The sequence below is a fragment of the Pyxidicoccus fallax genome (genome assembly GCF_012933655.1).
Classification (GTDB): Bacteria; Myxococcota; Myxococcia; order Myxococcales; family Myxococcaceae; genus Myxococcus; species Myxococcus fallax.
In genome coordinates this window covers 1-18,710 of sequence record NZ_JABBJJ010000097.1, presented here as the reverse complement: position 1 = coordinate 18,710, position 18,710 = coordinate 1, and the positions used below count along the sequence as shown (strand labels likewise).

15 protein-coding genes are annotated in these 18,710 nt (G+C 72.2%); 12 read left to right on the top strand and 3 right to left on the bottom strand.

All coding sequences use genetic code 11. The features are described 5' to 3' along the window. Positions 1-48 precede the first annotated feature (48 nt). Positions 49-879, bottom strand: coding sequence for a PAS domain-containing protein (locus HG543_RS21380; RefSeq protein WP_169346674.1), 831 nt, complete (start codon positions 877-879; stop codon positions 49-51). A 146-nt stretch (positions 880-1,025) separates the two neighbouring features. On the opposite strand from HG543_RS21380, the gene HG543_RS21375 reads away from it, so the two are divergent. The 4 genes from HG543_RS21375 to HG543_RS21360 all read left to right on the top strand — a co-directional run bounded on the left by HG543_RS21375 (position 1,026) and on the right by HG543_RS21360 (position 6,142). Next, positions 1,026-1,922 carry an oxygenase MpaB family protein gene (locus HG543_RS21375; protein WP_169346673.1) on the top strand — a complete coding sequence of 299 codons (897 nt, stop codon included), beginning with the start codon at positions 1,026-1,028 and terminating at the stop codon, positions 1,920-1,922. Between the two features lie 33 nt (positions 1,923-1,955). Continuing rightward, positions 1,956-3,200 carry a cytochrome P450 gene (locus tag HG543_RS21370; RefSeq protein ID WP_169346672.1) on the top strand — a complete coding sequence of 415 codons (1,245 nt, stop codon included), beginning with the start codon at positions 1,956-1,958 and terminating at the stop codon, positions 3,198-3,200. Positions 3,201-3,353: 153 nt separating this feature from the next. Then, a complete protein-coding gene (locus tag HG543_RS21365; protein WP_169346671.1) occupies positions 3,354-4,802 on the top strand; it encodes an FAD-binding oxidoreductase in 1,449 nt (482 codons plus the stop codon). 125 nt (positions 4,803-4,927) lie between these two features. Continuing rightward, complete coding sequence (locus HG543_RS21360; RefSeq protein WP_169346670.1) at positions 4,928-6,142, top strand: SPM autocatalytic domain-containing protein; 1,215 nt, start codon at positions 4,928-4,930, stop codon at positions 6,140-6,142. A 61-nt stretch (positions 6,143-6,203) separates the two neighbouring features. Here the strand turns inward: HG543_RS21360 and HG543_RS21355 are convergent, their stop codons facing one another. Both HG543_RS21355 and HG543_RS21350 read right to left on the bottom strand, forming a co-directional pair. Then, on the bottom strand, positions 6,204-6,935 hold the full coding sequence (locus HG543_RS21355) for a toxin-antitoxin system YwqK family antitoxin (RefSeq protein WP_169346669.1): 732 nt from the start codon (positions 6,933-6,935) through the stop codon (positions 6,204-6,206). Beyond that, entirely contained in the window at positions 6,932-7,651 is a 720-nt protein-coding gene (locus tag HG543_RS21350; RefSeq protein ID WP_169346668.1) for a helix-turn-helix transcriptional regulator, read from the bottom strand. The genes HG543_RS21355 and HG543_RS21350 overlap by 4 nt, the downstream gene beginning before the upstream one ends. A gap of 204 nt (positions 7,652-7,855) precedes the next feature. Here HG543_RS21350 and HG543_RS21345 point away from each other — a divergent pair, with 204 nt between their 5' ends. The 8 genes from HG543_RS21345 (at position 7,856) to HG543_RS21310 (ending at position 18,422) form a co-directional block, all read left to right on the top strand. Beyond that, on the top strand, positions 7,856-8,617 hold the full coding sequence (locus HG543_RS21345) for an alpha/beta fold hydrolase (RefSeq protein ID WP_169346667.1): 762 nt from the start codon (positions 7,856-7,858) through the stop codon (positions 8,615-8,617). Between the two features lie 15 nt (positions 8,618-8,632). Further along, entirely contained in the window at positions 8,633-10,240 is a 1,608-nt protein-coding gene (locus HG543_RS21340; RefSeq protein ID WP_169346666.1) for a sensor histidine kinase, read from the top strand. A gap of 152 nt (positions 10,241-10,392) precedes the next feature. After that, entirely contained in the window at positions 10,393-10,974 is a 582-nt protein-coding gene (locus tag HG543_RS21335) for a sigma-70 family RNA polymerase sigma factor (RefSeq protein ID WP_169346665.1), read from the top strand. After that, complete coding sequence (locus tag HG543_RS21330) at positions 10,971-14,018, top strand: CHAT domain-containing protein (RefSeq protein ID WP_169346664.1); 3,048 nt, start codon at positions 10,971-10,973, stop codon at positions 14,016-14,018. Before HG543_RS21335 ends, HG543_RS21330 begins: the two co-directional genes overlap by 4 nt. A 128-nt stretch (positions 14,019-14,146) precedes the next feature. Further along, positions 14,147-14,338 (top strand): hypothetical protein, encoded by a 192-nt coding sequence (locus HG543_RS21325; protein WP_169346663.1) that lies wholly within the window; start codon positions 14,147-14,149, stop codon positions 14,336-14,338. A 192-nt stretch (positions 14,339-14,530) separates the two neighbouring features. After that, positions 14,531-15,136, top strand: a complete 606-nt coding sequence (locus HG543_RS21320; RefSeq protein ID WP_169346662.1) for an RNA polymerase sigma factor — start codon at positions 14,531-14,533, stop codon at positions 15,134-15,136. Then, positions 15,133-18,144: a CHAT domain-containing protein gene (locus HG543_RS21315; RefSeq protein WP_169346661.1), complete on the top strand. Its 3,012-nt coding sequence runs from the start codon at positions 15,133-15,135 to the stop codon at positions 18,142-18,144. Before HG543_RS21320 ends, HG543_RS21315 begins: the two co-directional genes overlap by 4 nt. 95 nt (positions 18,145-18,239) lie before the next feature. After that, on the top strand, positions 18,240-18,422 hold the full coding sequence (locus tag HG543_RS21310; RefSeq protein ID WP_169346660.1) for a hypothetical protein: 183 nt from the start codon (positions 18,240-18,242) through the stop codon (positions 18,420-18,422). The last annotated feature ends 288 nt before the right edge of the window (positions 18,423-18,710 follow it).

Here is an 18,710-nt window from a genome sequence, read left to right as displayed (position 1 = left end):
GGGCCAGCAGCGCCTGGAAGGAAGCCTCAGGTGCGGCCCTCGGCGCCTTCAGCGAGTGATTCGGTAGCCCATCTCGCGGAAGGCCAGGGCCATTCCATCCTGCAGGACGGCGAACGTGGGGATGTCGCGGAACTCGATACCCATGGCGACCAGCGTCTGGGCCAGCAGGGGTGACATGCCGACGAGGATGCAGCGGGCGCCGAGCAGCCGCGCGGCCTGGACGGCCCCGAGCAGCCGCCCCGCCGTGCCGGTGTCGATCAGCCCGATGCCGGTGATGTCGACGATGATGTGACGGGCCCGGTGGCGCGTCGCCGCCCCGAGCAGGTTCTGCTGGAGAAGCGTCGTCCGCTCCGCCGTCAGGTCTCCCACCAGGGGCATCAGCACGATGCCGTCCCAGAGCAGCACGGCCGGCGCCGAGAGCTGGTCGAGCATCGTCTGCTGCGCCTGCAGCCGTACCTCGCTCTCCCGCGCGCGCTGCTCGAACTCGGCGCGAGTGGTGATGCGGTCCTGCAGCAGGGTGACGTCGGTGAGGATGGCGATGAGTCCGGTGACCTCTCCGGCCTCGTTGCGCATCGGGTACTTGCGCGTCCAGACGGTGTGGACGGTGCCGTCGGGGAAGGGGACGGGCTCCTCGTTCTCGTGCGGCTGGCCCGAGTTGAACACGAGGTCGTCGTTCGCCCAGAACAGCTTCACCGTCTCCGGCGGCATGTAGGCGTCGTCGCTCTTGCCAATCAGCTCGGACGACGGACGGCCCATCAGCTTCGCGAAGGCCTCGTTGTGGTAGAGCCAGCGGTGCTTGCGGTCCTTGACGAAGACGGGGTCGGCGAGCAGGTCGAAGGCTCGCCGCATGTCGTCATGCGACAGAAGAAATGGGCTCATGGCTGGTTTGGGGCCCGTGGGTCCGCCGGGCACTTCCACTGAACTTCATTACCGTGGCGCGAATCGCCAGGGAAGTGGGTCAACCTGACGCCAGGGGCTGGTGCTGCGCTAGACTTCCTGGATTGGCTTTATTGGGGGGCCTTCGAATGAACCGCTTCGCGCTCCGCGACCGCACCGACCGACTCGACGCACAGACTCAGTACGAGGAAATCGTCCGCATCCTCACCACGCAGGAATTCCCGTGGGACATCGAGCAGGCGCTCAGCTTCGCGCTGTTCCGCACCTACGCGGTGCCGAGCATCGGCGTGCTCCTGCATGAGACGGGGGAGTTCACCCAGCGGACCCAGAAGCGCTACGACGACACCGTGCTCATCCTCGACACCATCCTCGAGCACGGCATGGCCAGCCAGGAGGGGAGGCAGGCGCTGCGACGCATGAACCAGATGCACGGCGCCTACGACATCTCCAACGACGACATGCGCTACGTGCTCTCCACCTTCGTGGTGATGCCGGTGCGCTGGCTCGCGGACTTCGGCTGGCGGCCCTTCACCCCGCACGAGGTGAGCGCGTGGACGCACAACTACCGCGCGCTCGGCCGGCACATGGGCATCCAGGAGATTCCAGAGACGTACGAGGCCTTCGCCGCGTTCATGGATGACTACGAGGCGAAGCACTTCGCCTTCGATGCGCGCAGCCGGGCCGTCGCCGACGCCACCCTCGAGTTGCTCACCACCTTCCCGCCCTCGAACCTCGCGCCGAAGCGGCTCGTCTCGCTGTTCGCCCGCTCGCTCATGGAGCCCGCGCTGCTCGATGCGTTCCACTACGAGCACCCCTCTTCCCTTAGTCGCACGGTGTCTCGCCTCGCGCTCAAGGCCCGCGGGAAGTTCGTGCGCTACGCGCTGTCACCGCGAAGCGAGCCGCTCTTCGCGCGCGGGCGGCCCAACATCCGCAGCTACCCGGGCGGCTACTCCGTCGAGCAGCTCGGCACCTTCCCGAAGGGCTGTCCCATGGGCCGGGGCAGGACGCCGTCCAGCCAGTCCTGAGTCCACCGTCAACCCCGACCGCACGAGCCCCTCATGCGCAACCCCTCCGTCCCCTCGCCGCTTGGCGCCGAGTACAACCCGCTCGTCTCGCCGCACCTGGAGGACCCGCACCCGTTCTACGCGCGGGCCCGGCGGGAGGAGCCGGTCTTCTACAGCCCGGTGCTCGGCGCCTGGGTGGTGACGCGCTACGAGGACGTCAGCGCCGTGCTCGCGGCGCCCGGCCGGTTCTCGTCCGTCGGGTCCATCGACGTGGGCGCCGAGAAGCTTCCTCCCGAGGTGCTCCAGGTCCTGGCCCGGGGACTGCCTCCGCTGCCGAGCCTCGTCGACAACGACCCTCCGGCGCACACCCGCTTCCGGGGACTGGTCAGCAAGGCCTTCAACGCGCGCCGCGTCGCCGAGAAGGCGCCGCTCGTGCGCACCCTCGCCGAGGAACTCGTCGACGGCTTCGTGTCGGAAGGCCGCGCCGACCTCTTCACGCGGTTCGCCCACCCGCTGCCCGCGCGCGTCATCGCCGGCATCTTCGGCATTCCCTACGAGGACATCCCGCTGTTCCAGCGATGGTCCGATGACCTGAGCGCGGTGTTCGCGGCGCATGGCTCCGTCGAGTCGCTGGTCCGGTGCGCGCACGGCGTGCTGGACTTCCAGCGGTACCTCTCCGAGGCGCTCGACGCGCGCACCACCTCGCCCCGGGATGACCTGCTGACGGACGTCGTCACCGCGGCGCGGGAGCTGGACGTCCCCGCGAGCCGGGCGGAGCTGGTGGGGATGCTGACGCAGACCCTCTTCGCGGGCCACGAGACGACGGCGGGGCTCATCGCCGGAGCCATGGAGCTGCTGCTCCGGAACCCGGAGGCGCTGGGGGCGCTCCAGGCCGACCCGGGCCTGCTGCCCGGCATCTTCGAGGAAGCCGCGCGGATGACGTCCCCCGTGACGGCGATGTTCCGCACCACGACGGAGGAGGTGGAACTCGGCGGCGTGTCCATTCCCAAGGGGGCCCATGTCCGCCTCGTGTTCGCCTCGGCCAACCGCGACGCGTCCCGCTTCCCGGAGCCGGACCGCTTCGACCCGCGCCGCGACACGTCCCGGCGGCACCTCGCCTTCGGTCAGGGCATCCACTTCTGCATCGGCGCGCAGCTCGCCCGCCTCGAGACGGGCATCGCGGTGGACGTGCTGACCCGGCGCCTGCCGAACCTCCGGCTCATCCCGAGCCCGGACCCGCGGATGCTCCGGAGCGTGACCATCCGGCGGCTCGGGCGGCTCGAGGTGGAGTGGGGCTAGCGAGGGGCGCGGACCCGCCGAGCGTCGCGTGTGACGCCACCGCCCGGTGTGGACCTGGGCGCCCTGGCTCGCCTGGCTGCCCCGGCAGGCGCCTGCCATTCCTAGCTTGCTCCTTGCGGGGCGCTCCTTCCGCGACCCGTGGAGGAGCGCACCATGTCCCTGGATACCCCGCGTGAGAACGCCCAGGCCGGCGGAGGACTTCCTTCCCGGCTGACACCCGACCGAGTGGGCCAACTGAAGGCCCTCCTGCGTGGCGGACTCGTCCGTCCCGAGGACGCCGACTACGAGGAGAGCTGCCGCCTCTACAACGCGATGATTCGCAAGCGCCCGGCGCTCATCGCCCGGTGCACCGACGCGGCGGATGTCCTCGCCGCCGTCCGCTTCGCCCGCGAACAGGAGCTCACCCTGGCCATCCGCGGCGGAGGACACAACGGCGGCGGGCTGGGCCTCTGCGACGGCGGCCTCGTCGTCGACCTGTCGCGCATGCGCGGCGTCCGCGTGGACCCCGCCGACGGCACCGTGCGCGTCGCGGGCGGCAGCGTCTGGGGCGACGTGGACCATGCCACCCATGCCTTCGGGCTCGCCGTGCCTTCGGGCGTCATCTCCACCACGGGCGTGGGCGGGCTCACCCTGGGCGGCGGCCTCGGCTACCTCACCCGCCACTACGGCTTCACCATCGACAGCATGCTCTCCGCGGACGTGGTGCTCGCGGACGGCCGCGTCGTCACCGCCAGCGAGGAGAAGCACCCGGACCTGTTCTGGGCGCTGCGCGGCGGCGGCGGCAACTTCGGCGTCGTCACCTCCTTCCTCTTCCGAGCCCACCCGGTGAGCACCATCGTCGGCGGCCCCACCCTCTGGCCCCTGGAGCGCGCCACCGAGGTGATGCAGTGGTACCGCGAGTTCATCCCCGCCGCTCCGGAGGAGCTCAGTGGCTTCTTCGCCTTCCTGGTCGTCCCGCCCGTGGCGCCGTTCCCCCAGCACCTGCACCTGAAGAAGATGTGCGGGGTCATCTGGTGCTACTCCGGTGACCTGGCGCGCGCGGACGAGGTGCTCGCGCCGGTGCGGGCGCTCGCCCCGGTGGTGGACGGCCTGCAGCCCATGCCCTATCCCGCGCTGCAGAGCGCCTTCGACGCGCTCTACCCGCCGGGCCTGCAGTGGTACTGGCGCGCGGACTTCGTGAAGGAGCTGGGGGACGCGGCCATCGCCCGGCACCTGGAGTTCGCCGAGCGGCTGCCGACGATGCACTCCTCCATGCACCTGTATCCCATCGACGGGGCGGCGCACCGGGTGGACCCCCAGGCCACCGCCTTCAGCTTCCGGGACGCGCGCTGGGCCGAGGTCATCATCGGCGTGGACCCGTCACCGGCGAAGGCAGCGGAGATCTCCGCCTGGGCCAAGGACTACTGGGACGCGCTGCACCCGTACTCCGCGGGCGGCGCGTACGTGAACTTCATGATGGACGAGGGGGAGGAGCGGGTCCGGGCCACGTACCGGGACAACTACGCCCGGCTGGTACAGGTGAAGAGCCACTACGACCCGGACAACCTCTTCCATGTGAATCAGAACATCCGCCCCACCGCCGAGGCCGCGGCCCTCCACTGACGGGGGCCCCGCCCGGGGGCGGCGAAAATGCCCGGAAATGGGGGAGGAAACTCACGTGCGCGCAGGTGCGATAACCACTTCAACAGTAGGCGCTTTCGCACTTCTACCGCAAAAAGGTTACTCACATGACTTCCTCCATTGGCCCCGGCCACTCGCGTACCGCCCAGTACTTCTCGCGTACCAGCCTGGATGTCTCGCACTCCCGCACCAGCGTGCGGGCCGAGGGTGGGGCGGTCAGCGCCTCCCGGACGGACCTGCGCGCGGCCTTCCAGACGGATGGCTTCAGCGGCGGGGCCCAGGGCATCCGGGCCGGGGGCTGCTTCCCGACGCCTCCGCAGTGCGGCCCGGAGCCGATGAACTGGGAGGCGGCCACGCAGCTCTTCCAGCAGATCAGCCAGATGCTGGAGGCGTGCATCAACCTCTTCAAGTCGCAGTGTGAGCAGCCGCGGACGCCGCCGGACTGCCAGGGCCCGACGAAGCCGACGTGCCCCACGAAGCCGCCGCCGTGCCCGCCGGAGCAGAAGGAGGGGAAGATGTGGGACGTCTTCTTCGACGCCAAGCAGGGCACCCAGACGAAGCAGAAGTCGCCCATCGTGTTGGACTTGAACGGTAACGGCCAGGCGGACATCACCGGCTCCAACATCAAGGGCAACGGCAAGCTGGAGGGCCAGACGGTGAAGGGCTTCGACCTGGACCCGAGCAACCGTCAGTGGACGACCAAGAGCGTCCAGCGCCGCCCGGGCAAGGGCGCCCCCGAGCTGCCCAAGGGCACGAAGGTGGAGGTGTTCGACGCCAACGGCAAGAAGGTGAAGTCGCTGGACGCCAGCGCCCTCAACAAGAGCAAGGCGAAGTCGGGCGACATGGGCCTGGGCCTGAGCAAGGGGATGCGCGCCGAGTTCCGTGACGCCAACGGCAAGCTGGTGGGCGAGCTGAAGACGGACGCGAAGAAGAACCAGCTGATGTACCACTTCGGCAACGTCAACGAGAACGAGTGGACCAAGGCCTGGGACTCGAAGACGGGCGGCGACGGCATCCTCGCCTGGGACGTGGATGGTGACGGGAAGATCACCAGCGGCAAGGAGCTGTTCGGCCACGTGGACCTGAACGGGAAGAACAGCTTCGACAACGGCTACGAGAAGCTGTCGAAGTACTTCGACAAGGACGGCAACGGCCGCGTCGAGGGCAACGAGCTCCAGGGCCTGAAGGTCTGGGAGGACCGCAACGGCGACGGCGTCACCCAGAAGGGCGAGCTGGTCGACGCGACCTCCCGCGGCATCAACAGCCTGAACACCCAGTTCAACTACGCCGACATGGGCTCCTCGTACAAGCACGGCGGGTGAGCGGCAGTCCCCGAAGGAGCCGGTCCACGGTGAGCCCTCGCGACGCACGCGTCGCGGGGGCTCATGCGTTTCGACGGCGCGCGATGGCGCGGCTGCGGGTCAGCCGTCTCAATTCGAGGAAGCGCTCCGGCAGGGGCCGCTCGGGTGAGTCGTCCTCCGGGCGGTACGGGGGGAGGGTGGGGTCGGTCCGCGCCGCGGCGAGATAGGCGCGCTTCGAGACCTGCTCCTGGTGGATGAAGAACTTCGGGTAGCCCCGGTCGAGCTTGCCGCCCGTCCAGTGGCGGGTGATGCCGTGCCATTCGCCAGCGTGCCAGTGCGTCTCGCTGTAGACGGTCTGCTGGTCCTCCCACCACCAGCGCTCCCAGCCCGAGGGCTTTCCGGCCACGAGCGGGTGCTCCTCGGCGAGCCGCCCCTTCTCGTCACACCAATAGTCGGTGCCGGTGCCCCGCTTGAAGGGGCTCATGAGCAGCAGCCGGCCGCGCCGCCCGTACTGCTTCGCCCAGCCCTGGTGCAGCCCGTCCACGAAGGGCTCCGCGTAGAGGAAGCCGTGGTCGTGGTACTCGATTTGATAGCCGACCGGTGCACCGTCGCGGAGGCCCGTCGCGACGTTCGGCGTTCCATCCGGGTTCCAGTACGCGCGCCCGACGCACGCTCCGTCGAGCCAGAACTCGGAGGCGCGCTTCAGGCCGTCCTCGTCCCACTGGGTGATTCGTTCCTCGGCCCGGGCCGGAATGCTGGGGCGGGGTTGCCCGGGACGTCCGGGCCAGCGTCGCGGGGCTTGCTTCTTCTTCACACCTTCTCCTCTTTCTTCCCGAACGCCTCGGCGAGCATCCCCTCCATGTCGGGGACGAAGGTCCGCTCGGGGACGACGCGGGCTCTCCGGATACGGTCCATGCGGAACAGCCGCGCGGCGGACTTCTCCACGTCCCGCGCGAGCACGTACCACGCGGGCGACTCCACCATCAGCCCGTGCGGCTCCACGCAGCGGCGGGTGGCCTGCCCTTTGCGGTCGCGGTAGTCGAAGGCCAGGCACACCCTGTCGCGGAAGGCGTGCTCGAAGACGGCGAGCAGCTCCTCGGGCGGCGTCCCCAGGTCCTCCAGGACGCGGGCGCTGGCGGGACGTCCCACCACCACGCGGCGGCAGAGCTCGCGCATGCTCCGGGCCCGCTCACGCGGCACGCTGGCGAAGAGCTTCTCCAGCGCCGAGCGGGCCGCTCTCCCCCACGGCAGGGCACTGGTCGTGGCCGACAGGTTCGCCACCAGCCACAGCGCCACCACCTCCTCCAGGGACAGGTGGACCGCCGTCACGCCCCGCTCACCTTCCAGCCGCACGCCCCCGCCTGGCCCCGTGTCGCCGCTGATGGGCACGCCCTGCTCCCTGAGTGTCGCGAGGTCCCGGTGCACGGTGCGCACACTCACCTCCAACGCGGAGGCAATCTCCGCGACCGGGGTGGCCTCGCGCCCCCGCAGGAAGTCATGCAGCCGCATCACCCGGTTGACTCGCGCCATGGCCGGATTCTGACAGGGACGGCGCGGAGTCCTAAGGCCCGGCGGCTCGTGCCGCTCCTTCAGCGACGGCGGCGGAGGCGGCCCCGGGCAGACCTGGTAGGCCGCGGCCGGCGGGTTCCTGCCAGTTCCTGACAGGGATGGGGCGTACTCCCGAATCCGTGGGGCGCGGTTCGACGCGCTCCCGGAACCCCCGAGGAGAACGCCATGGTGAAGGGACCTGCTGGAGCGCTGCACGTCGATGATGGAGGGGAGGGTGGGCTGCCGGTGGTGTTCGTCCACTCCAGTTGTGGCGACACCACGCACTGGGAGCCGCAGCTCGCTCATCTGAGGAAGCGCCGGCGGGCGGTGGCGCTGGACCTGCGGGGCCACGGAAGGTCCGCGCCGCCGGGGGACGGGGACCTCACCGTCGAGGACTTCGCCCGGGACATCGAGGCGGTGGTGGACGCGCTGGGGCTGCCGCGCTTCGTGCTCGTGGGGCACAGCCTGGGCGGCGCGGTCTGCGCGGCCTTCGCGGGCCAGCACCCCGGCCGCGTCGCGGGGCTGTTCCTGCTGGACCCGGCCTCGGACGGGCGCTCGATTCCGGCCGAGCAGGCCGCGGGCTTCATGCACGTGCTGGCGACGGACGCGTGGAGCGCGGTCATCGAGGAGTACTGGACGCCAATGCTGGCGCCGTCCCGGCCCGAGGTGCGCGAGCGGGTGCTCTCGCGGATGCGGGCCACGTCCCAGGCGGGCGCTCGCGCGGGGCTGGGGGCGCTGCTGACGTTCGACCCCGTCGCGGCGCTGCGGCGCTACGGCGGGCCCCGCCTGTCCGTCATCACCGCGTACAACGAGGAGCCCGGCTCGTATCAGCGCCTGGTGCCCGAGCTGCCGTTCCGGAAGGTGGAGGGCACGGGCCACTGGGTGCAGCTCGACGCGCCCGAGGTGGTGAACGAGCTGCTGGATGGGTTCCTCGCGTCCCTCCGTTGATGTCACAGTGCGGGCATGGGGCCCCTGTTCGCCTACAGCCTCGTGCCCGTCCTGTCCGTGGCGCTGCTGCTGTGCTTCACCGCCGCGCTCCGGGGCCGCAATGCCCGGGGGCTCGCGCTCTACTGTCTCGCCACGGCCGTGTGGAGCGGCGCGCTGCTGCTCATCTGCTTCCCCCGGACCGCCTGGGTGGGCGAGCGCTTCGCCGCCAGTGGCGCCTTCATCTCCGCCACCTACCTCCACGCCGCCTATGACGTGACGCGGCAGCGCTCGTACCGGCTGGTGGCCCTGGCCTACGCGGTGGCGGTGGTGGTGACGAGCCTGGGCCTCTTCTTCCCCAGCGTCCTCTATGGCCCGGTGGCCCTGAGGCGGGGCCCGCTGTTCTGGCCGGCCATGGTGCTGGCCGTGGCCGCCGCCGCCGTGCCGCTGGCGCACCTGGCGCGCTCCTACCGGCACGAGGCCCCCGAGCGCCGGCCCGTGCTGCGAGGCCTGGGCATCGCCGGGGCGCTGGCGTACTCGGGCACCATCGGCAACGCGCTCCTCTTGTCGAGCGGCTACGCGGTGCCCTTCGGCATGTACCTGGTGCTGGCCGCGCTGCTGGTGCTGGCGCACGTCCTCAATGCCTACCTGGCGCCGGGAGAGCGGAGGCTGATGGAGCGCAGCCTCGTCTACTCGGCGATGGCGGCGGTGCTGTCCGCGGGCTTCCTCTTCGGCGTGCTGACGCTCATGGCCGGCAGCGGCCAGCCCTTCCTCGCCGAGTACCGCGCGGGCGCCTTCTTCCTGCTGGCCCTGGCGGCGCTCGCCTTCGAGCCGGTGCGCCAGGGGCTCCAGGAGTGGCTGGGGCGCCGCTTCCTCAAGGGCCGCGCCACCGGCAGCGAGCTGGCCGCCGCGCTCGCCGTCCAGGAGGCCCGCGCGGACCAGGCGGCGCGGCTGGCGGAGCTGGGCCAGCTCACCGCCGCCGTGGCCCACGAGGTGCGCAACCCCCTGGGCGTGCTCGCCGCGCACCTCAAGCTCCTGGAGCGCCGCGGCGGGGACCCGGAGTCGCTCGCCGCCATGCGCGAGCAGATAGAGCGCGCCAGCCACTTCGTGGACGAGCTGCTGCGCTATGGCCGCCCGCGCCCCCTGGATTTGCGCCGCGTGGACGTGCCCGCCACCCTGGCCCTGTCGTACTCCACCGCACGTCAGGGGTTGGGCGCCCTCGCCCCGGAGGTGACCTTCGAACCGCCCGCCAGCGAGTCATTGGAGATGGAGGCGGACCAGGCGCAGCTCTCCCAGGTGTTTGTCATTCTATTCGAGAATTCCTTGCTCGCACTGCGGGACGTTCCATCCCCCCGGCTGCGAGTCCAATGCGCGCGGGACGGGCAGGTGTTGCGCGTGCGCGTCGAGGACAGCGGGCCCGGCATTCCCGCGGAGCTGCTGCCGCGCCTGTTCCAGCCCTTCGTGACGGGGCGCAAGCGGGAGGGGCCCCGGCCGGGCACGGGGCTGGGGCTCGCCATCGCCCGCGGCATCGTGGAACGTCACGGAGGCAACATTCGCGCGGACCGCTCGGAGGCGCTCGGCGGAGCGCTCTTCGAGGTGGAAATGCCTTTGATTCAGCCGGCTTCGCTCGCCGCCGCCGTGTCCTGACGCCCTGTTTCTGTAAGGAATTGGCCTTCTTTGTGAACGCCGTCACAGCGCCGTCACGCGTTCTTGTCTACGACAGCGGTACGGTGGGTTCGCTGAATTGTGGATAAGAAATCGGACCCACCGCGTCTTCTGGTTTGAACGCAGGGGGGCCCGTGAGAGCCAAAGCCAGATTGTGGGTCGTGAAGGCGCCGCAGGGTGGGGGGTTCGAGGCTTTCGCGTGGCGCATTCAGCCCACTCTGTTTGCAATCCTGGGAAAGTATTGTGGCGGGATTGAAAGCGATCTCGAAGACCTGGTGCATGACGTGCTGCTCCGGGCGCTCCTGCGGTGGGAGCACGTGAAGCTCCTGGACGAGGACGCGCAGCGGGCGTGGATGGGGCGGGTGGCGCACAACTGCTTCCTGGACCGGTGCCGCCGCAGGGGGAGCGAGGCGAACAGGATGGAGGCGCTGCTCCACATGCACGAGCAGTCGGAGCGGTTCGACGAGGAGTTCGAGCCGGAGCTGTGGGAGTTCGTCGGACCGGAGGACCTGCTGCAGGCCATCGAGAAGCTCAGCAGCCCGAAGCTGCGGCGGACGTTCGAGCTGTACCTGCAGGGCTTGTCCTACGCGGAGATTGGCGCCGAGACGGGGGACAAGTCCGGCACGGTGGGCGCGCGGCTGACGCGGGCGCGCCAGGAGCTGCGCGTGCTGCTGCGCAAGCCCGCGGAGCAGCGGCGGCAGGAGCGCGGGCGATGAGCCCCGACGACACATGCCAGGACCTGCCCCGCTTCCTGGACGGGGAGATGTCCGCCGAGGAGCAGGCGCGCTTCCGCGAGCACCTGGGGGGCTGCGAGCAGTGCTCCGAGGCGTTCCGCGACGCGCTGCAGCTGGAGCTGCTGGGGCAGATGACGGTGGAGGAGGGGCCGGTGCGAATGTCTCCAGACGCGAGGCGGGCCCGGCGCTCCGGTGGACGCTGGAGGGGCCGGTGGCCCTGGGCGGCCGGCGGCGCGGCGCTGGCTTTGGGATTGCTGGCGGCGCTGCTGCCGCTGCTCGGAGGCGAGGGCGTCCCGGATGGCGCGTGGCTCGTCCCACCGGCCGGGCGGCACCTGGAGGCGCGGCTGACCTACGCGCCGGTAGACCAGCACTACCGGCGCTACGTGCCGGACCGGAGTGGAGTCGAGACGAAGGCCCGCGTGGCGGCGCTGCCGCTGCACGCGCTGGCCCGGCTGGAGGCGCGCGAGGACCTGCACGGCATCGCCACCGCGTACCTGCTGTACGGCGCGCCCCGGCAGGCCATGGCCTTCCTGGAGAAGATGCCCGACTCGCCGGACCGGCGCAGCGACCAGGCGGTGATTGCCCTGGAGCAGGCCCGCGAGGCGCGGGACGGGGACATGGATGGCGCCCTGCTGAAGCAGGGGCTCCTGGACGAGGCCCTGGAGCTGCTGGACGGGGTGCTGCGCGAGGCGCCGGACCACCCCCAGGCGCTGTGGAACCGGGCGCTGGTGCTGCGGGAGATGGGGCTGTCGCTGCTGGCGGCGGAGTCCTTCGAGGCGGTGGCCCGGCGCGCGGAGCCGGGCTGGGGCGACGAGGCGCGGAGCCAGGTGCGCAAGCTGCGCGACGACACGCTGGCGCGCGAGCGCGAGTGGAAGGAGGCCCACGCGGCGACGCGCGACCTGATGACGGACCCGCGGGCGCGGCTGCCGCTGGACGAGGCGCGGCGGTACCCGGGCATCGTCCGGCTGGCCTTCTACGACGTGCTGCGGGCGGTCCCCACGCGCGAGGACGTGGCGCGGCTCCTCCCGCTGGCGGAGGTGCTGGACGAGACGTACGGGAGACAGCTCCCGGACGCCGGCATCCCGGACGGCCGTGCTGGCTTCATCACCCAGTACGTGAAGCGGGTGGCGGCGCGGGACTTCACCCGGCGCGGGCCGGCCGCCGAGCGCTACGGGCGCCTCCTCCGGGGTGAGCTTCCCGCGACGCCGGCGCTGCTGGAGGAGCTGCGGCGCTCGGGAGAGGACGACATCCTCCTGGGCGCGCTCGTCTACGCCAGCGGCATGGGCAGGCCGGTGGACCTGGAGGAGGTGGCGCGGCTGGCGGACGCGCAAGGCGACGCGTGGATGCAGTTCCACGTCGAGCGCCTGCGGGCCATCCGCGACACCCGGGCGGGGGAGTGGTGGAAGGCGGAGCCGCGGCTGCGCGAGGCGCTGGAGGCGTGCTGGCCGCAGTCGCTCGCCTACCGCTGCCTGGGCCTGGAGCGGGCGCTGACGGACCTGTACCTGGGCCTGCACCGTCCGGCCGAAGCGCTCCGGTACGCGTGGCGGGGGTGGAACCGCGCCAAGGACGCGGGGGAGTGGCGGTTCGAGCAGGAGTTCCTCCAGGAGCTGGCCGACGTCGCGCGCTTCCAGCACGCCTTCGCCAGCGCTCGCGCCTACCTGGAGGAGGCCCAGGCGCGGATGCCCGTGGACTGCGCGCAGCGCACGCACATCCAGTCGAGCCTGGCCTCCGTGGAGTGGCGGAGCTTCCGGCCGGATGACGCCCGCCGCGCGCTGGACCGGGCCCTGGCCTGCGAGCGGCCCCTGGGCCTGACGGGGGCGTTCGTGCTGGCGGAGCTGGCGCGCTCCCGGCCCCAGCCGCGGGACGACGTCCACCTGCGTCGCGCGCTGGCGGAGCTGCGGCGGCCCGGTCTCTCCGCCGGCACCGAGGCCCTGCTGCTCTTCATCGAGGGCCAGTTCGCCCTGGCGCGCTCGCGCACCGAGGGCGAGGTGGCGCTGTGGCGCGCCATCGAGCGCGCGGAGGAGGCCCCTGACGACGTGGACGCGCGCAAGGCCCGGGCCTATGCGTACGGAGTGCTCATCGCCGAGGAGGGCGCTGCGGGGCGCTGGCCCGAGGCCCTGGCGCTGCTGGGCCGGCAGCTGCGCCTGGGCACGGTGCCGCAGCAGTGCCTGCTCGCGGTGTCGCTCCACCACGAGCGCACGCTGGTGATGGCGCAGGGCCCCTACGGCAGGCTGCACGGCTCCTTCGACGACACGCGCGCGCGGCCCCTGAACGGGACGGAGAAGCTGGTGCCGCGGCACCTGGTGGAGGAGCTGCGCGACTGCGAGCACGTGGACGTGCTGGCGCTGCCACCGGTGCACGGGCTCACCGGTGTGCTGCCCATGGACATGGCCTGGAGCTACCGCGTGGGACGGGGCGCCATGTTGCCTCCGTCCCCGGAAGGGGGCGCGGCGCACCACCTCGTCGTCACGCACGTGGCGGCGCCTCCGTCGCTGCGGCTGCCGCGGCTCGACATGCTGGAGCCGCCCCGCGTCCCGGACCCGCTGCGCGTGGAGCTGCGGGGGACCCTGGCCACGCCGTCTCGCGTGCTGGCGGCCATGGTGGACGCCAGCGAGGTGGAATTGCACGCGCACGGGCTGTTCAGCCCGGCGGTGTCGGACGCGTCGCTGGTGGTGCTGGCGCTGGACGGGGATGGCCGCTACGCGCTCACCGCGGACCGGGTGCGGCGCACGCGGCTGCGGCAGGCGCCGCTGGTGCTGCTCGTCACGTGCAGCGCGGCGAGGACGGCGCCCTTCCAGCACGAGCCCTTCAGCCTGCCGGTGGCCTTCATCGAGGCGGGCGCGCGCCTGGTGCTGGCCTCCACGGTGGACATCCCCGACACGGCGGGCGCCTTCTTCGAGGCGGTGCGCGAGCGCATCCGCGGAGGGATGCGGCCCTCGGTGGCGCTGCGGGACACGCGGATGCGCTGGCTGAAGGAGCGGCCCGGCGACGGCAAGTGGCTCGGGCACGTCCTCCTGTTCGAGTGAGCTGTTCGAGTGAGGCCCGCGTGCTCCGGGAGGTTTCGTGCAAGGAACCCCACTCGTCGCGTTGTCAGGGTGGGCACACGCGCCCGTCATGAAGGCGGGCCACGTTGGTCCATGAGGGGGAACGCGACATGGTGAGCTGCCAGCACGAGAAGCCGGAGAAGCCCGAAGTGAGAGACCCTCCGCCGGATGGCCCGCCGGGCCTGGCGCCGGTGCCCGACGAGCAGAAGCGCGGCGGACGCACGGACACCACCCCGGTGCCCACGGACGCGCCGGCGCGTCCCGAGGTGAGGGACCCTCCGCCGGACGGTCCCATCGGCTGAGACCCGCGCCCCGCTCCCCTTTCCGCACCCGGGAGCGGGGCCGTCCACCCCGAGCGGCAACCCCGCCGGAAGGCCGAGGCGGGTGTCAATCAACCCGCGTAACCCTGCGCCACGGCGCCGTTTTCCCGATGAGGGCCCAAGGATTCCCGCCCCGCGCGTTTCGACAGAAGCGTGGAAGGAAGGTGGGCGTCGATGAGGGTCCAGCGCAATGAATCGGTGGCCGGTTTTCCCGTGGCCTACAGTGTCGTCGTGCACGACGGCTTCGAGGACTTCGCGCAGCGGGTCAGGCCCATGCTGCTGGCCCTGGCCAGGCGCATGTGTGGACAGGGCGGCCTGGACCCGGAGGACCTGGTCCAGGAGGCGCTCGCGCGCGCGCTGCTGCACCACGGCGCGCTGTCCGCGCAGCCGGAGCCGGTGTACCGGGCGTGGCTGTGCCGGGCCCTCACCAACCACTTCCTGGACCTGTGCCGCAAGCGCCGCACGGAGCTGTTGGAGCAGGAGCGCGGTGAGCTGCGGCTGGTGCGCGAGGAGGTGACGGCGTCACCCGACGCGCCCGGAGGCGAGGTGTGGGAGCAGATTTCCGAGAAGGACTTCCGCGCCGCCATCGCCCAGCTGCCCAACGCGCGCGTGCGCGAGGCGTACGAGCTGCACGTGGCGGGGCTGCGCTACCGGGCCATCGCCCAGCGCATGGGCGTGCCCGAGGGCACGGTGGGCAGCTGGCTGTACCAGGCACGCAAGGAGCTGAAGGCATTGCTGCTGCCGCTGACTGGAGATGACGGAGGAGGGGACGCGACATGAGCCCCCATTGCAACAGGCTCTACCTCTTCCTGGACGGGGAGCTGGGCGCGGTGGACGAGGAGAACTTCCGCCACCACCTCGCCCGCTGCGAGCCGTGCGCCTCCGGGCTGCACGAGGCGATGCAGCTGGAGCTGCTGGGCCAGTACGCCCTGCGGGACGTGGCTCCCGCGAAGGCCGGGCCCACGCTGGTGGCGCTGGACGGAGCGGGGGCGCCGGAGCCGGAGCCCGTGTTCGAGTCGGCGCCGGAGCGCCACCGCAGGGTGCCCTGGTGGAGGCCGCGCATGCCCTGGGCCGTGGGCGCGGCGGTGGCGCTGGCCGCGAGCGTGGCGGGCCTCGTCTTCCTCACCGCGTCGCCGCGCGCCGCGCCGCGCGAGGTGTGGCTCGCCCAGGCGCCCTCCCGGCGGTTGGAGGCGCGGGTGGCGTACGCGCCCGCGGACGGACACCGGCCCTACTCGCCCATGCGCAGCGGCTCCGAGGCGTCCCAGGCCGCGCCGCCGCTGCCGCTGCGCGAGCTGGCGGACCTGGAGGAGCGGGGCGAGCTGCACGGCATCGCCGCCGCGTACCTCGTGCGGGGAGACCTGCGGCAGGCGTCGGACTTCCTCCAGCGCGTGCCGCCGTCGCCGGACCGCGACTGCGACCTGGCCGTCATCGCGCTGGAGCAGGGCCACCCCGAGGAGGCGCTCGCGCTGCTGGAGGGCGTGCTGCGCCAGGTGCCGCACCATCCGCAGGCGCTGTGGAACCGGGCGCTGGTGCTGCGGGAGCTGGGGCTGACGCTGCTGGCGGCCGAGGCCTTCGAGGCGGTGGCGAAGCAGGGCGAGCCGGGCTGGAGCGAGGAGGCGCTCATCCGCGCGCGGGCGCTGCGGCAGCAGACGCAGTCGCGGGGGCGGGAGTGGAAGGCGGCCTTCGCGGCCGTGCGGGACTTGATGACGGACGAGGGCGCGCGGCTGCCGCTGGACGAGGCGCGGCGGTACCCGGGCATCGTCCGGCTGGCCTTCTACGACGCGGTGCGGGCGGCCCCCACGCGCGACGCGGCGCTGCGCCTGTTTCCGCTGGCCGAGGTGCTGGACGGCGTGCAGGGCGACGGCATGCTGCGGGGCTACGTGCACCACGTGGCCGGGCGGGACTTCGCCCGGCGGGGCCCGCTGGCGCGGGACTACGCGCGGCTGGTGCGCGGCGAGCTGCCGGAGCGCGAGGCATTCCTGGAGGCGGCGCGCCGCTCGGGCGAGGACGACCTGTACCTGGGCGCGCTCACGGTGCTCGGCCCGTCGGTGCGTCTTCGATACATGGAGGACTTCACGCGCCTGGCCCGCGCGGGCAACGACGCCTGGCTGACGCTGCTGGCCGAGCGCGAGCTGTCCGTGGCCGAGGAGCACGCGGGCCAGTGGTGGAAGGCCGAGGCCCGGCTGCGCGCCGCGCTGGACGCGTGCCAGGGCCGAGGCATGACGTACCGCTGCGTCACCCTGCGCAAGCGGCTGGCGGACCTGTACCTCGCCCTCAACCGCCCGGCGGAGGCCTTCGAGCAGGCGCGTGTCGGCTGGAGCGCCGCGCACGAGTCGGGGGAGTGGGAGCTGGAGCGTCAGCTCCTCCAGGAGCTGGCGCACATCGCCCGCTACCGGCTCGACGTCACCAGCGCGCGCGCGTTCCTGCGCGAATCCCTGGCGCGCACGCCGGATGACTGCGAGCAGCGGACGTACGTCCACCGCAACCTGGCCTACCTGTCCTGGCTGGACTTCGACCCGAAGGGGGCCCGGCGGGAGCTGGAGCAGGCGCTGGAGTGTGACAGGCCGCTGGGGCTTCCCGGGGCGCTGATGCTGTCGTACCTGGCGCGCTTCGGCTCGGACGCGCACGACGCGGACCTGCTGCGCCGCACCCTGTCCGAGCTTCGCCGCGGCGAGCCCACGCCGGGGGAGCTGGCGCAGCTCGTCTTCGCCGAGGGGCAGTTCGTCCTGGAGAAGGACCGGGCCGAGGGCCGGGAGCTCCTGCGCGACGCCATCCAGCAGGCGGAGGCGCTGCCCGACGACGTGGACGCGCGGAAGACGCGGATGGGGGCCTACAACGCGCTGGTGAACGACGCGGGGCGCGGCGGCGACGCGGGCGCGGTGCTGGAGCTGATGGGCGCCGCGCTGCGCGTGGAGGCGCCGGAGCGCTGCGTGCTGGCCGTGGCCGTGGACTACGAGCGCTCGGTGGTGGCCGTGCGCGGCCCGAGCGGCGGGCCACGGGTCCACTTCGACGCGAGCCGCGCCACGCCCGTGGGACGCGACGCGTCCGGGCTGGTGCCGGCGGGCCTGCTGGCGGTGCTGCGCGGCTGCGAGCGCGTGGACGTGCTGGCGCTGCCGCCGGTGCACGGGCTTCCCGGCCTGCTGCCCTCGGACCTGGCCTGGAGCTACCGCGTGGGCCGCGCGTCCGCGCCGCCGCCGGCCGGAGCGCGCGACGGAGGCGTCCACCTGGTCGTCAACGACGTGCAGGCGCCCGCGTCCCTGCGCCTGCCGGAGCTGCCGCCCCTGAAGTCCCCCAGCGTGCCGGACCCGCAGCGGGTGGAGCTGACCGGCGCCCGCGCCACGCCGTCCCGCGTGCTGGCGGCCATGGTGGACGCCAGCGAGGTGGAGCTGCACGCGCATGGCATGTTCAGCCCGGAGATGTCGGACGCGTCGATGGTGGTGCTGGCCCCCGAGGTGGACGGCCGCTACGCGCTCACCGCCGCGCAGGTGCGGGGCCTGAAGCTGGCGCGCGCGCCGCTGGTGCTGCTGGCCACGTGCGGCGCCGCGCGGGCCACGCCCTTCCTCCACGAGTCCTCCAGCCTTCCCGTGGCCTTCATCGAGGCCGGCGCGGGCGCGGTGCTGGCCGCCACGGTGGACATCCCCGACACGGCCGGCCGCTTCTTCGAGGCCGTGCGCGAGCGCATCCGCGCGGGCACGCAGCCCGCCCTCGCCCTGCGCGACGAGCGCCGCCAGTGGCTGGCGACGGCCCCGTCCAACGCGTGGGTCCACGCGGTGCTGCTCTTCGAGTGACAAGGATTCCGGCGTCGCACGTTGTATCGGTGTCTCAATCACACGGTGACGGCATGGCGCCGCGCCGGGGGTGACCAGGACAGGAGGGGGACGTCATGGCGAAGCAGGTTTCCAGGGTGGACGGGAACGAGGGGCCGGTGGAGGGCATCAACCCCAAGGACCCGCCTCCCGAGACGACGCAGGGGCTGACGTGGCAGCAGCCGTACTCCGCGAAGATGTCCGTGCCCACCACCGGGCCGCTGGTGGAAGCGCCGACGTCCGCCGAGGACGGCGAGTAGCCCCAGGGTTCCGGGGCTGACCGGACCCACGGCGGAGTTACATGTTTTTCGGGGCATTTCCCTGCGGGGAGGTGCCCCGAAACTTTTTTGGACGGAATGCACAAGAAAACAGGCTGCCTGCGTATTTGAAGGTGAAGGGCGGCCGCTGGGGGAAGCGGCCGTCGGGTTCACATGAAGGGCGGCCGCGGGGGGACGTGGCCGCCGGGTTCAACAAGGGGGGAGTGATGTTTCGCAGCGATGCACGCGGCCATGGGGAGGCCGGTGGGATGTGGGCGCCCGAGGAAGGGC

What these genes read in the sequence shown, in the direction of transcription:
- HG543_RS21380 (WP_169346674.1), bottom strand. Translation starts at nt 879, where the DNA reads ATGAGCCCATTTCTTCTGTCGCATGACGACATGCGGCGAGCCTTCGAC.
- HG543_RS21375 (WP_169346673.1), top strand. Translation starts at nt 1,026, where the DNA reads ATGAACCGCTTCGCGCTCCGCGACCGCACCGACCGACTCGACGCACAG.
- HG543_RS21370 (WP_169346672.1), top strand. Translation starts at nt 1,956, where the DNA reads ATGCGCAACCCCTCCGTCCCCTCGCCGCTTGGCGCCGAGTACAACCCG.
- HG543_RS21365 (WP_169346671.1), top strand. Translation starts at nt 3,354, where the DNA reads ATGTCCCTGGATACCCCGCGTGAGAACGCCCAGGCCGGCGGAGGACTT.
- HG543_RS21360 (WP_169346670.1), top strand. Translation starts at nt 4,928, where the DNA reads ATGACTTCCTCCATTGGCCCCGGCCACTCGCGTACCGCCCAGTACTTC.
- HG543_RS21350 (WP_169346668.1), bottom strand. Translation starts at nt 7,651, where the DNA reads ATGGCGCGAGTCAACCGGGTGATGCGGCTGCATGACTTCCTGCGGGGG.
- HG543_RS21345 (WP_169346667.1), top strand. Translation starts at nt 7,856, where the DNA reads ATGGTGAAGGGACCTGCTGGAGCGCTGCACGTCGATGATGGAGGGGAG.
- HG543_RS21340 (WP_169346666.1), top strand. Translation starts at nt 8,633, where the DNA reads ATGGGGCCCCTGTTCGCCTACAGCCTCGTGCCCGTCCTGTCCGTGGCG.
- HG543_RS21330 (WP_169346664.1), top strand. Translation starts at nt 10,971, where the DNA reads ATGAGCCCCGACGACACATGCCAGGACCTGCCCCGCTTCCTGGACGGG.
- HG543_RS21325 (WP_169346663.1), top strand. Translation starts at nt 14,147, where the DNA reads ATGGTGAGCTGCCAGCACGAGAAGCCGGAGAAGCCCGAAGTGAGAGAC.
- HG543_RS21320 (WP_169346662.1), top strand. Translation starts at nt 14,531, where the DNA reads ATGAGGGTCCAGCGCAATGAATCGGTGGCCGGTTTTCCCGTGGCCTAC.
- HG543_RS21315 (WP_169346661.1), top strand. Translation starts at nt 15,133, where the DNA reads ATGAGCCCCCATTGCAACAGGCTCTACCTCTTCCTGGACGGGGAGCTG.
- HG543_RS21310 (WP_169346660.1), top strand. Translation starts at nt 18,240, where the DNA reads ATGGCGAAGCAGGTTTCCAGGGTGGACGGGAACGAGGGGCCGGTGGAG.